This window comes from Corynebacterium sp. Marseille-P4321 (assembly GCF_903645305.1).
GTDB lineage: Bacteria > Actinomycetota > Actinomycetes > Mycobacteriales > Mycobacteriaceae > Corynebacterium.
Window position 1 is genome coordinate 862,455 of the sequence record NZ_CAHJXO010000001.1, and the last position, 13,560, is coordinate 876,014.

A 13,560-nucleotide genomic window follows, 5' to 3' on the forward strand; every position below is an offset into this window, starting at 1 on the left:
TAAGCGAAAAGCCCCTGTTACACTGCAGCAATGCACCTCAAATCGCTGACGCTCAAGGGATTCAAGTCCTTCGCGTCGGCGACCACGATGAAGTTTGAGCCGGGCATCTGCGCGGTGGTGGGGCCGAACGGCTCCGGCAAGTCGAACGTGGTGGATGCGCTCGCGTGGGTGATGGGGGAGCAGGGCGCGAAGAACCTGCGCGGCGGCAAGATGGAAGATGTCATCTTCGCTGGCGCGGGCGGGCGCAAACCGCTGGGACGCGCCGAGGTGACGCTGACTTTTGACAACACCGACGGGCGCCTGCCAATCGACTACACGGATGTGGCGATCACGCGGCGGATGTTCCGCGACGGTGCCTCCGAGTACGAGATCAACGGCTCGAAGGCGCGCCTGATGGATATCCAGGAGCTGCTCAGCGATTCCGGCATCGGCCGCGAAATGCACATCATTGTGGGCCAGGGCAAGCTCTCCGAGATCCTGGAGTCGCGCCCGGAGGAGCGCCGCGCGTTCATCGAGGAAGCCGCCGGTGTACTGAAACACCGCCGCCGCAAGGAGAAGGCGCAGCGCAAACTCACGGGCATGCAGGCGAACCTGGATAGGCTCACCGACCTCACCCAAGAGCTGGGCAAACAGCTCGGGCCGCTCGCTCGCCAGGCGGAGGCGGCGAAGAAGGGCGCGACGATCCAAGCCACGGTGCGCGACGCGAAGTTGAGGCTCGCGGGCGAAGAGGTGGTGCGGTTGCGCACGCAGCTTTTCGACGCCTCCCGGTCCGCCGAACTGCTCGCCGAGCAGGCCGAAGCCGTCGAGGCGGCGCTTGAGGAAGCCGAGGCGGTGCAAGAGGCGGTAGAGGCCCAGCAGGCAGAGGTCCAGCCGAAGGCCCAGCAAGCCCAGCAGGTGTGGTTCAGCCTTTCCACACTCGCGGAGCGGGCCAGTGCAACCGAGCGTGTGGCCTCGGAGCGTGCGGCGAACCAGGCGGCGAACGCGCCGTACGCGGGGCAGAACCCGGAGGACTTGGAGGCGCGCGCAGAGGTGGCCGATGAGCGCTACGCCAACGCGCTCGAGGCGGCTGAGGAAGCCGCCGAACGTCTGGAGGCGGCGCGGGAAGAATCCGCCGAGCTGCAGGAGCGTTTCGATGAAGCCGAGCGCGAGCACCTCGCCCAGGTACGCGCCATCGCAGACCGGCGCGAGGGCGTGGTGCGGCTTATCGCGCAGGAGGAATCCCAAGCCAAAGCGGTCGAGGCTGCCGAAGACGAGATCCGGCGCATGGAGGAGACGCTCGCCGAGACGCGCGAGCGGGCCGTTTCCGCCCGCGAGGACGCCGCGCAGGTGGCAGAGAAACTCGCCGCGATTGAGGCAGACCGCGCGCCGCTGGACGAGGCGCACGTGCGCGCGGGCGCAGAGGCGGCCGCAGCGGAGCAGCGACTGGAGCAACTCCGTGCGGATCAGCGTGAGCGTGAAAGGGCGGTGGCCACGTTGGAGTCGCGCATCGCCACGCTTGGCGAGCAGGCGCCGAGCGTAAAGGCCCGTGACATCCTTATGGCGTTCGAGCCGCTCGCGGACATGGTGCGTGCCGAGACGGGTCTGGAAACCGCGTTGGCTGCGGCGCTTGGTAGCCACGCCGAGGCGCTGGTGGGCAAGGTCACCCCGCATGCGCTAAAGGCGCTGCGGGATGCGGAGCGCACGGCCGTGGTGGACGCGCGCGGCGGCGAGACTTGGCGCATGGCCACGGATGTGGACGCAGACTGGCTGCTTGACCACGTGCAGCTCGACGAATCGGTGGCAGGGCCCGTCACGCGCTTGCTTGCCGACGTGGTGCTGGCCGACGACGCCGACACCGCCCGCGCCGTAGTGGAGTCCGACCCGCGCCTGCGCGCCGTGACCCGCGACGGGTTGGTGGCGGGTGACGGCTGGGCCGTAGCTGGTGCCCGCGCTGCTACCACGGTGGAGGTCGCCGCCCGAATCGAGGCGGCGCGCAACGAGCTACAGGAGGCCCGCGCCCAGCTCACGGAACTGTCAGGCACGCTAGAGGGCGCGAAGCAGGCCGCTGACGACGCCCGTGTGGCCGCCGCGGGCGCGAAGGCCGCCCTGCGCGAGCACGACACGCAACTAGAATCCTGGCGCCGCGATCAGGCGCGGTTGAACAAGCAGGCGGAGGCGAACGTCGCCGAGCACGAACGTGCCGCCGCCCGCGCCACCGAGGCCGAGGTGCGCTTGAGCCAGCGCCGCGAGGAACTGGAACTTACCCGCGACCGCCTGGCCCGCGTGGAGGATGACGAGCCCGCGGCCGAGCCGTCCTCGGACGAGCGCGACCGGGCCCGCGCAGCGCTGAACCAGGCGAAGGCTGTGGAGATGGAGGCCACGCTGGCCGCCCGCACCGCGCAGCAGGCCGCGCAAGCCGAGGCGGGCAAGGGCGACGCGTTGCGCCGCCAGGCCGAGCAGGAACGCCAGGCGAAAGCGCGCCACGAGGCGGCGATGGCTCGGAGGAGGGCTGAGGCGGAGGTCGCGCTAGCCGTCGAGAAGCATGCGCGCGACCTCATCGCCCGCATCGACGACGCGCTCGCCCGCGCCACCGCGGAGCGCGACGAATACTCCGCGCAGGTGGCCAGCCTGCAGGGCAAGCTGCAGCAGGCGCGCAGCGAGGTGAGCGCAACACGGCAGAAGCTGGCGCGGTTGACCGATTCCGCGCACGAGTCCGACATCGCGCGCTCGCAGGCGCAGGTGCGCGCCGACGAGGCCGAGGCCAAGGTGGTGGAGAACCTGGGTATCTCTGTCACCGACCTGCTCGACGGCTACACCCCGGACGAGGATTTCGACCGCGCGGCCGAGGAAAAGCGCCTCAAGCAGGCGGAAAAGGACCTACGCGCCTTGGGCAAAGTCAACCCGCTCGCGCTCGAGGAGTACAAGGCGCTGGAGGAGCGCTACACGTTTTTGAGTACACAGCTTGACGACGTGGTGCGTGCCCGCGAAGACCTCGAGGGCGTAATCACGGACGTCGACGCGCAGATCCTGCAGCTGTTCACCGACGCGTGGACGGACGTCGAAGCGGAATTTCCGAAGGTGTTCCAAACGCTGTTTCCGGGCGGCGAGGCGCGCCTGATTCTCACGGAGCCGGACGACATGCTGGCCACCGGCATCGAAATCGAGGCGCGCCCGCCGGGCAAACGCGTGAAAAGGCTGTCGCTGCTCTCCGGCGGCGAGAAGTCGCTCACCGCACTCGCGTTCCTGGTGGCCATCTTCCGCGCGCGCCCCAGCCCGTTCTACGTGTTGGACGAGGTGGAGGCAGCGCTTGACGACGTCAACCTCCGCCGCCTCATCGCGCTTCTGGAGGAACTGCGCCAAGACTCCCAGCTGATCGTGATCACCCACCAGAAACCCACGATGGACGTGGCGAACGTGCTGTACGGCGTGACGATGCGCGGCGACGGAGTGACCCGCGTGCTCTCGCAGCGCATGCAGCCGGTTGAGGAGCGCTCGGCGGCTGCGGCTTCTGAGGGCGCCAGCAGCTAGACGCGGTTGAGCGTGAGCGTGGTGGTGGGGGAGATGAGGTAGGCGGTGGCGGAGCCGTCGATAAGCAATTGCACCCCGTCGGTGAACGCGCTGTTGAGGCGGGCTTCGTAGTCCAGCCCGTCGCACGCCATCTTGGTCAGCGGTGTGGCCTGGATGCGCAGCGTGGACGGATCCGGCTGGGCGGCAGGGATGAAGGCGCCGACGCCGTTGCAGGTGCCCGGCGCGTTGACGAAGTAGCCGTCCTGGCCGCCGAAGGTCTCGCGTTCGAACGAGATGGTGTTGTCGCGGTACGCCGGTGCGGGCCGCCATGTGGAGCTGAAGAAATCCTCGAGCTGTGAGGCGCTCGCTTGCGTGGCGGAAGCTGGTGCGTCGGTTTGGGCCGGGCGGCTGCTGCCGGTGGTTTCGCTGGACAGGCCGAAACCCAGGCCCAACGCGGTGGCAAGCGCGACGATGAGGGCCACTACGGTGGCGATGATGTTGGCTGGCATGCAGAAGATTCTAGCCCACACCGGTGGCGTGCGCGGGTGGGTAGCGCGCCGAATCTGCGGTGCTGGCACACTAGACGGCATGAACACGACTGTCCTATGGATCATCATTGCCATCGTCGTCATCGCGCTGATCGTCGTCGGCGTGATCGTCGCCGGGAAGAAGCGCAAGGAAAGCAAGACCATCTCGTTTGAGAAGGTCGAGGAGACCAAAGAGCTCACCCAGCAGGAGAAATCCGGAAATTACCAGGCCAAGGGCGGGTTCAACTTCGCTCAGGCCGACGCGCAGCCGAAACAGCCGGAGCCGGTGCGCCGCACCCCGGCAGAGCCGAAGCCTGAGCCGCCGGCTCCGAAGGCTGCCGCGGCGGCTGCGCCGGTGGAACCGGTGGAACCCGTGGAGCCGGAACCGGCGGAGGCCGTGGAGCCGGAACCGGCGGTGCGTGACCAACCCGCAGAGCCGGAACCGGCGGTGCGTGACCAACCCGCAGAGCCGGAGCCGGTCGAGCCGGTAGAACCGGAGTCGGCGGAGCCCGTTGCGGAAGGGGTAGCGGTTGAGGAGACGGTCGTCGAGCCGGAGCCGCAACCGGAGCCGGTTGTTGAAGAAGAACCGGTGGTTGAGGAACCGATCGTCGATAAGCCTGTGCTCGATGCCGAGGAAGAGGAGCTCGCGGCGGGCGAGGACATCGCGCAGCCGGTCGAGCCAGAGCCGACGGAGGAGACCGTCCGCGAGGAGGCCGAGGAGGCTGCCGGGGCCGCTGCCGCAACCGCGGAGGGCGCAGGCGAGGCGCTGCAGGCTGAGCCGGCCGAGACTGAGGTGTCCGACGAAGCGGTTGTGGTAGAACCGACCCCGGCCGAGGCAACCGAGATCGACGAGATCGCCCCGGCGGCAGGCCGCATGGGCAAGCTGCGCGGGCGCCTGTCGCGCTCCCAGAACGCGATCGGCCAGGGCCTGTTGGGTATCCTCACCGCGGGTGAGCTGGACGACGACGCCTGGGAGGAGATCGAGGACACGCTGATTATGGCGGACCTCGGCGCCGAGCTGACCATGAAGGTCACCGACAACCTGCGAGAGAAGATCGCCGAACGCGGCGTGTCCTCCGAGGAAGAGGCACGCGCCATGCTGCGCGAGACCCTCATCGAGGCCGCGCGGCCGGAAATGGACCGCTCCATTAAGGCGATGCCGAACGACGGCAAGCCGGCCGTGATCCTGGTCGTGGGTGTGAACGGCACCGGCAAGACCACCACCACAGGCAAGCTCGCGCGCGTGCTCGTGTCCATGGGCCACTCCGTCGTGCTGGGTGCGGCCGATACGTTCCGTGCTGCCGCCGCCGACCAGCTGGAAACCTGGGGCAAGCGCGTCGGCGCGACGACGGTGCGCGGCAAGGAGGGCGCCGACCCGGCTTCCGTGGCCTTCGACGCGGTGGCGACCGGCGTGGCGGAGGGCGCGGATGTGGTGATCGTGGACACCGCGGGCCGCCTGCACACCTCCACCGGGCTGATGGACCAGCTGGGCAAGGTCAAGCGCGTGGTGGAGAAGAAGAGCCACGTCGACGAGGTGCTGCTAGTGCTCGACGCCACGGTGGGCCAGAACGGCATCACCCAGGCCCGCGTGTTTAAGGACGTGGTGGAGATCTCCGGGGTGGTGCTGACCAAGCTGGACGGCACCGCGAAGGGCGGTATCGTCTTCCAGGTTCAGGAGGAACTCGGCGTGCCGGTCAAGCTCGTGGGCCTGGGCGAGGGTGCCGACGACCTCGCACCGTTCGAGGTGGAGAGCTTCGTCGACGCACTGTTGGGCTAGGTTTTCGCTCCGTTCCCGCCGCTTTCATGCGGCGGGTTTTTCTATGGGCACAGTTGCGCTTATCGACGGCTCCCTGGCTTACCGATGCATTCGAATGTGCCCCGTACAGGGTGCACGCGATAGGCTGGGTCGAACTGTTTTCGCGAAAACCGATTGAAGTGACAGAGGGAGTACACAACGTGTTCGAGTCACTGTCCGACCGCCTCCAATCAGCCCTGGGCGGCCTGCGGGGCAAGGGCAAGCTCACCGAGGAGGACATCAACGCCACAGCGCGCGAGATTCGCATCGCGCTGCTGGAGGCGGATGTGTCCCTGCCGGTGGTGCGTGCCTTCATTAAGCGTGTGAAGGAGCGCGCGCTGGGCGCCGACGTGTCCGCCGCGCTCAACCCCGCGCAGCAAGTGATCAAGATCGTCGATGAGGAGTTGACCAACATCCTCGGCGGCGAGACGCGCCGGCTGAACTTTGCGAAGAACCCGCCGACGGTGATCATGCTGGCCGGTTTGCAGGGTGCGGGTAAGACCACCTTGGCCGGTAAGCTCGCGAACCACCTGAAGAAGCAGGGCCACACCCCGATCCTGGTGGCGTGTGACCTGCAGCGCCCGGGCGCGGTGCAGCAGCTGCAGATTGTCGGTGAACGCGCTGGCGTGCCGACGTTCGCGCCGGACCCGGGTACCTCGATCGACTCTTACGGCCACGAGATGGGCACCTCCCACGGCGACCCGGTGGCTGTTGCACAGGAGGGCATCGAGTACGCGAAGCGCAACAAGAACGACGTGGTGATCATCGATACCGCTGGTCGCCTTGGTATCGACGAGACGCTGATGACGCAGGCGCGCAACATCCGCGATGCCGTCAACCCGGACGAAGTGCTCTTTGTCATTGACGCGATGATCGGCCAGGACGCGGTGAAGACCGCCGAGGCTTTCGCCGAGGGTGTGGACTTCACCGGCGTGGTGCTGACCAAGCTCGACGGCGACGCCCGCGGTGGTGCCGCACTGTCCATCCGCGAGGTGACCGGCAAGCCGATCCTGTTCGCCTCCACAGGTGAGAAGCTCGACGATTTCGACGTCTTCCACCCAGAGCGCATGGCCAGCCGCATCCTGGGCATGGGCGATCTGCTCTCGCTTATCGAGCAGGCGGAGAACACCTTCAACGAGCAGGACGCCGAGGCTTCCGCGAAGAAGCTCGCCTCCGGTGAGCTCACACTGGAGGACTTCCTGGATCAGCTGCTCATGATCCGCCGCATGGGCCCCATCGGCAACCTGTTGAAGATGATGCCGGGCGGCAAGCAGATGAACGAGATGGCCGACATGGTGGACGAGAAGCAGCTCGACCGCATCCAGGCCATCATCCGCGGCATGACGCCGGAGGAGCGCGCTGATCCGAAGATCTTGAACGCGTCGCGCCGCAAGCGCATCGCGAAGGGTTCGGGCGTGAGCGTGTCCGACGTGAACCAGCTGGTGGACCGTTTCTTCGAAGCAAAGAAGATGATGGGTCAGATGGCCAGCCAGTTCGGCCTTCCGGGTATGCCCGGCATGGGCGGCGGCCGTTCCGCGACGAAGAAGAAGCCGAAGGGCCGCAAGGGTAAGAACGGCAAGCGCAAGCCCGCGAAGCGCCAGGGCGGCGGCATGCCGAAGATGCCGGGTGGGATGCCCGGTATGCCCGGCATGCCCGGTATGCCCGGTGGGATGCCGGACCCGAAGGAACTGGAGAAGCTCCAGGAGCAGCTGCCCGCCGGTATGCAGGGCTTGGACCTGAACAACCTGGACTTCGAAAAGGCGATGAAGCGGATGGGCAAATTCCGCTAATCGACGACCCCCTCGCGGACAGATCTTGTCGTCGTTGTCCGGCTCCTGGGGTTCTAGGCCGCTTGTGACAAATAACGCGGAGTTTGTCCGCCGGCGCTGGGGCTACTCCTCCGGTGCCTCGGAGGCGGAGGATTCAGCCTCGCGGGCCTCGCGCTCCGCAACCGCGTTCTCTTCGCTTTGCACCTGCTCCATGCCCTCGCGCAGCGCGGTGACCATATCTTCGTCATTGGTGTCGGCGTAGGGCAGCTCGAGCGCCTCGAAGATCGGCTCCAGAGCCTCCCACAGAAGAGGCGCCAGCGTGAGCGCGTACGCGTTCGAGATGTGGTTCTGGTCGCGGTAGATATACACGTTGCCGATCTGCGGCGGGCAGATGCCGTCCGGGCAGAACCACGGCTCGGTGTCCACCTCCCATTGCAGCCACTGCGGGTCGAGGTAGGCGGCCGCAGGGTCTTCCGGCGTGTAGAACTGCGACGCTGGCACGGAGCAGTCGGCCTCGGAGTGGCCGTCCACGATGCAGTAATTGGGGTTCACCGGGATGCCGAGGGCGTCGAAAATCCACGGGTTGTCGCGCAGGCCCACAAACGGGATGCCGTTCTGGGCGAGCACGGCCCACAAGTTGGCGTATGCCTCCGGCACTTGGTCGAGTGTGGCGCTGCCTTCGCCGGGGCGGCCCTCCGGGCGGGTGGAGGTGGAGATCACCATGTCCGGGTCCAGCTCGATGATGCGCTCCAAGGCGTTGGCGCTCCACTCGGCGCACACCGGATCCACGATGTCGTTCACCGGGTTCTCCGGGCCTCCGGCCACTAGCGGGCAGGCCTGGCGGATGTAGGGGATGATCTTGAAGTTGTGCTGGCGGCCCAGGACGTCCAGCGGGATCATGTACGGCTCGATGTGCGAGCCGCCGGTGAGCACCAACGTGGTCTCCGCGTCCGGGTCACCGTACACGCAGTGTTCTGGCACCAAGTCGTCTGTGGCATCCGGTTTAAACCGCATGCAGCCGTCGTGACCCACGGGAGGGTAGATGCCGGCGATGAGGTTCGGGTCCGGGCGTGCCTCGACGTTCGGCACGTTGGCACCCAGCAGCGCCATCGCACCCGGGTACTCCTCCGGGTCAAGCGGCTTCTCGGCTGCCGCAACACGCTGGTTCCACACCGGGACCACGGCCAGAAGCACCGCGACCAGTGCGGCGACCAGCACGCCGCCGATGGCGCGCAGTACGCCGGGGGCGGTGCGCAAGGTGGCGGCGGCGTCGGCAAACGGGTGCTCGCCGGCCAGCGGGCGGCGGCGGTGCTGGCGCAGCGGGTCTTCCACAAGCACGTGGGTGACGTGCGCCAGGGCCAGAGAGACGGCGATAACCACGATGCCGACGGCCACAGGAGGCGTGTCGTATCCAGCAATCACGCTGATGATGATCAGGATCGGCCAGTGCCACAGGTACAGCGAGTACGCGACCTGCCCCAGCCACGTCATCGGCTTCGAGGACAGCACGGAAGACACCGGGTTGGAGTTGCCCGACAGGATGACCAGCGCGGCGCCGGTGAGCGGCAGCAGGGTGAGCGGGCCCGGGAACGCGAGCGAGGTGGTGATCACGATGCCGGTCGCCGCGATCATCAGCACACCAATAAGCGCGGTGATCCCGGCTGTCCTCTTCGGCAGGAAGAACCGAGACGGCACGAACGCAAGCAGGCCACCGAGAGAGAGCTCCCAAGCACGCGAGTAGGTGGAGTAGTAGTTCTCGCCGGTACCCGTCCAGCCGAAGCGCGCGGCGTAGGCGAACGACGCCACCGTGATCAGCGCCAGCACTACCACCGTGCCGCGGCGCGCCTTGACGGGGTCCACCTTGAGTTTGCTCACCACAATTGCCACGAGCGTGCCGAAAAGGATGGCCACGATGTAGAACTGGCCCTGCACGCTCATAGACCACAGGTGTTGCAACGGTGAGGTGTCCTGGCCTGCGGCTGCGTAGTCGAGGTTTTGGGCTGCGAGCTCCCAGTTCTGCCTGTACAAGATGGAGGCCTTGAACTGCCGGGCCAGTTCGTCGGACATCAGTGCCGGGGTAAGCGTAATCACCGCGACTAGGGTGGCCACCAGCACCAACGCGAGTGCGGGGACGAGCCTGCGGATGGTGCGCCACAGCGGCCACCACGGGTTCAAATTCGGGTTCGGGCGCATGGCGTAGCGCAGCTGCCCGCCGAGGAAGAAGTAGCCGGATAGCAACAAGAAGACGTCCACGCCGCCGGACACGCGTCCGACAAAGACGTGGAAGAGCACCACCAGAGCGATTGCGAAGCCGCGCAGGCCGTCCAGGTCAACCCTGTATGCGGTGGAACCTTTCGTGGCCCCGCCTGCGGATACGCCGGTGGCGGGTTGCCCCGCCCGCACTGTCTCCGCTGCCTGCGCCTGCTGCGCTGCCATGTTGTCTACCTCGTGCTATACGCCCGTTGTGCCCGTCAATGCCATAGAGACCTTACAACTCGGATGCGCCGCGGCCGAACTGCCACCGCTGTCGGCGCGCCGGAAATGCTCACGGGCACGAACCCCGAAACCGACGCCGAAGCGAAGCGGTTTGGTCGCAGGCGAACCGGCCGGTAGCATGGCTCAGGTTGTCGGGCGCACGCCTGGCGATACTGCGTTCGCGCCGGTGCTCGGATACGTTCCGCCCGGCCAGTCACACGCAGGTTAAAGGATGAAGGGTTGAACCGGCGCGTCGATAAGCGGCGCGTGCCTGCACTGCCCAGTGACCGTAAGGACTTTTGAACTATGGCTGTAAAGATCAAGCTGCAGCGCGTGGGCAAGATCCGCAACGCGCAGTACCGCGTTGTTGTTGCCGACGCACGCACCCGCCGCGATGGCCGTGTTATCGAGAACATCGGCATCTACCACCCGAAGGAAGAGCCGTCGCTCATCCGCATCGACTCTGAGCGTGCCCAGTACTGGCTGGGTGTCGGCGCGCAGCCGACCGAGCCGGTTATGGCTCTGCTGAAGGTGACCGGCGACTGGCAGAAGCACAAGGGCGAGGAAGGCGCCGAGGGCACCCTGAAGGTGGCCGAGGAGAAGCCGAGCAAGCTCGACCTGTTCAACCAGGCGCTGGAGGAGGCCAACAACGGCCCGACCGCTGAGGCCATCACCGAGAAGCGCAAGAAGGCCAAGGAAGACGCTGAGGCTAAGGCTGCCGCTGAGGCCGCTGCCGCCGCTGAAGCTGAGGCAGAGGCTGCGAAGGAAGCTGACGCTGAGGCCGAGGAGGACGCTGCCGAGGCTGCAGAGGCCGAGGAGACCCCGGCTGAGGACAACGAGTAAGCGCACTTCGCTTATCGATGGCTACCGCGCCCGCCGCCCCCACTTTTATGGGAGTCGGCGGGCGCTTTGCCTTCTTGGCGGGGCCATGGTCTGTGTAACCCGCGTAGAATTGGGCGCGTACGACGAATCCAAGAGAAAGGACTCCTCTCATGGCACGCACGTTTTTGATCACTGGTGGCGCAGGCGGCATCGGCAAGGCCACCGCGGATCTGCTTACGTCCCGCGGGCACAAGGCGATCACCGCTGACATCGCCAACGCGGACATCAACGCCGACCTGACCACGGAGGAGGGCCGCAAGCAGCTCGTCGAGGAAGCTACGAAGCTTTCCGACGGCAAGCTGGACGGCGTGGTTGCAAACGCCGGTATGCAGGCGCCCACCCCGAAGACGGCGCAGGTGAACTTCTTCGGCGCAGTAGCAACGCTGGAGGGCCTGCGCCCGCTGCTGGAGAAGTCTGAGGCCCCGCGTGCGGTGGTCACCGCCTCGATCGCCTCGCTGCAGCCGGCGGATGAGAAGCTCGTTGATGCGATGCTCGCGGGCGACGAGGAAGCTACCGTCAAGCGCGGCCAGGAGCTGGTGGATGAGGGCCCGGAGCAGGCGTACCTGAACTACTCCTCCTCCAAGCAGGCCATCGCCCGCTGGGTGCGCAAGAACGCCATCTCCGACGAGTGGGCTGGCAAGGGCATCGCGCTCAACGCCATCGCCCCGGCCGTGGTGATTTCCCCGATGACGGAGGAGCTGCGTAACACCGAGGAAGGCCGCGCGCAGCTCGCGCAGGTGCCGATGCCGCTGAACTCCTGGATGCCGGCTGAATCCGCCGCGAACCTGATCGCGTGGCTCACCTCCGAGGAGAACACCCACCTGTGTGGCCAGGTGCTGTTCATCGACGGCGGCTTCGACGCCACTGTCCGCGGCGACCAGACCTGGTAATCCCGCCACCTAATTTAGAAGCTCCATGGCCTGCTAACCTTGCGGGCCATGGAGCTTAATGTTGGCAAGGTGGTCAAGTCCCACGGCATCAGGGGAGAGGTTGCCGTGGAGATCACCACGGACGACCCGGATGTGCACTTCGCGGTGGGCGAGGTGCTCACGGGCCGCCAGGCGGGCAAGGAGCGCGAGTTGACGGTGAAGACGTCGCGCCCGCACCAGAAGCGGCTGCTGGTCAGCTTCGAGGAAGTGCCGGACCGCACGGCCGCGGACAGCCTGCGCGGGATGAAGTTTTACGCGGCGCCGCTTGCGCGGGAAGAGGATTCGGACGAGTACTACGACCACGAGCTCATCGGGTTGCAGGTGCTTCACGACGGCTCCGCGGTGGGCGACGTCACCGCTGTGATGGACACACCGAACCGGAAGATTCTGGTGATTGATTACCGCGGCAAAGAAGTACTGGTGCCGTTCGTGATGGATTTCGTGCCGGAGATCGATTTGGAGGAAGCCACCTTGACCATTACGCCGCCGGAGGGGCTGCTCGACCTGTGAGGCGAAACGGATGAGGCTAGACGTTGTCACGATCTTCCCCGAGTACCTAGAGCCGCTGCGCCACGCCCTGCTGGGCAAGGCGATCGAGCAGGGCATCCTGGAGGTGGGGGTGCACAACCTGCGCGACTGGGCGAGCGGGAACCACAAGTCGGTCGATGCCCCGCCGCTGGGTGGGGGTCCGGGCATGGTGATGAAGCCGGAGGTGTGGGGCCCTGCGCTTGACGACGTCGCCGCAGGCCGTGTCGGCCGCGAGCTTGCCACCGCCGCCGCCCACCGCAACGACAAGTTGCGCCACGACGACGTGGCGGCGGTGGCGCCGCGTCCGTACGAAGCGACGGACGTGCGCGAGGGGGAGGACCCGGACGCGCCGCTGCTCGTCGTGCCCACGCCCGCCGGCAAACCGTTCACTCAGGCCGACGCGCAGGCGTTTTCGCGCGAGCGCCACATCGTCTTCGCGTGCGGCCGCTACGAGGGGATTGACCAGCGCGTGTTTGAGGACGCAAGGAAGCGCTACCGGGTGCGCGAGGTGTCGATCGGGGAGTACGTGCTCATCGGCGGCGAGGTCGCCGTGCTGGTGATCGCGGAGGCCGTCACGCGGCTCATTCCGGGGGTGCTGGGAAACACTGAGTCGCACGAGGATGACAGTTTCTCCGACGGGCTGCTCGAGGCGCCGAGTTACACCAAGCCGCGCGTGTGGCGCGGGATTGAGGCGCCGGAGGTGCTCACCTCCGGCGACCACGCGAAGGTGCAGGATTGGCGGCGGGAGCAGTCGCTCAAGCGCACCCGCGAGGTGCGCCCGGACCTTTTGGAGCGGGTAGAGCTCAGCGAGGCGGACCGGTTCGCGCTTGACGCGCGTGAGGTGGTCACGGAGTTGGACGTGGTGGGGCGGGAGCCCGTCGTCAAGCAAATGCGTCGTGCGCTGAAGAAAGCCGGATACGTGGCCGAATCCATCGAATTCAGTGGGGACCGCGGGGCGCGCTGCTTCGGGCCGTCGATGTTGGAGGAGCAATACGAGTTGGAGCACGGACGGCCGCCGACGGAGCCGGTGCGCCAGCTCGAGGTGCGCGGGCGTACGGCACTGCCGTTGGCGGAGGCGACGGCAGCGGTAGCGGCGGCGCTGCCGAAGGGGGCCTATTGGTACGGTTCGACCCGAGAGGTTTAACCGCGCCCCGACCCGGCTACACTTC

At 66.9% G+C, this 13,560-nt stretch carries 9 protein-coding genes; 7 read left to right on the top strand and 2 right to left on the bottom strand.

The genetic code is table 11. The features are described 5' to 3' along the window. The first annotated feature begins 30 nt into the window (after window positions 1–30). Window positions 31–3,507: a chromosome segregation protein SMC gene (smc, locus tag HWX32_RS03855; protein ID WP_175934775.1), complete on the top strand. Its 3,477-nt coding sequence runs from the start codon at window positions 31–33 to the stop codon at window positions 3,505–3,507. Here the strand turns inward: smc and HWX32_RS03860 are convergent. Continuing rightward, window positions 3,504–3,995 (bottom strand): hypothetical protein, encoded by a 492-nt coding sequence (locus HWX32_RS03860; protein WP_175934776.1) that lies wholly within the window; start codon window positions 3,993–3,995, stop codon window positions 3,504–3,506. The two genes, smc and HWX32_RS03860, sit on opposite strands and share 4 nt — an antisense overlap. A gap of 79 nt (window positions 3,996–4,074) precedes the next feature. On the opposite strand from HWX32_RS03860, the gene ftsY reads away from it, so the two are divergent. Beyond that, on the top strand, window positions 4,075–5,790 hold the full coding sequence (gene ftsY / locus HWX32_RS03865; RefSeq protein ID WP_175934777.1) for a signal recognition particle-docking protein FtsY: 1,716 nt from the start codon (window positions 4,075–4,077) through the stop codon (window positions 5,788–5,790). 179 nt (window positions 5,791–5,969) lie between these two features. After that, complete coding sequence (ffh, locus tag HWX32_RS03870) at window positions 5,970–7,598, top strand: signal recognition particle protein (protein WP_175934778.1); 1,629 nt, start codon at window positions 5,970–5,972, stop codon at window positions 7,596–7,598. 102 nt (window positions 7,599–7,700) lie between these two features. Here ffh and HWX32_RS03875 read toward each other — a convergent pair whose 3' ends face one another. Next, complete coding sequence (locus HWX32_RS03875; protein ID WP_175934779.1) at window positions 7,701–10,013, bottom strand: acyltransferase family protein; 2,313 nt, start codon at window positions 10,011–10,013, stop codon at window positions 7,701–7,703. A 345-nt stretch (window positions 10,014–10,358) separates the two neighbouring features. On the opposite strand from HWX32_RS03875, the gene rpsP reads away from it, so the two are divergent. The 4 genes from rpsP (at window position 10,359) to trmD (ending at window position 13,535) form a co-directional block, all read left to right on the top strand. Further along, a complete protein-coding gene (gene rpsP, locus HWX32_RS03880; RefSeq protein WP_175934780.1) occupies window positions 10,359–10,895 on the top strand; it encodes a 30S ribosomal protein S16 in 537 nt (178 codons plus the stop codon). Between the two features lie 149 nt (window positions 10,896–11,044). After that, the gene (locus HWX32_RS03885; protein ID WP_175934781.1) at window positions 11,045–11,824 is read left to right on the top strand and encodes an SDR family NAD(P)-dependent oxidoreductase; all 780 of its coding nucleotides are present in this window, start codon (window positions 11,045–11,047) and stop codon (window positions 11,822–11,824) included. Window positions 11,825–11,872: 48 nt separating this feature from the next. Further along, window positions 11,873–12,373, top strand: coding sequence for a ribosome maturation factor RimM (rimM, locus tag HWX32_RS03890; protein ID WP_175934782.1), 501 nt, complete (start codon window positions 11,873–11,875; stop codon window positions 12,371–12,373). Between the two features lie 10 nt (window positions 12,374–12,383). After that, window positions 12,384–13,535: a tRNA (guanosine(37)-N1)-methyltransferase TrmD gene (gene trmD, locus HWX32_RS03895; RefSeq protein WP_175934783.1), complete on the top strand. Its 1,152-nt coding sequence runs from the start codon at window positions 12,384–12,386 to the stop codon at window positions 13,533–13,535. The last annotated feature ends 25 nt before the right edge of the window (window positions 13,536–13,560 follow it).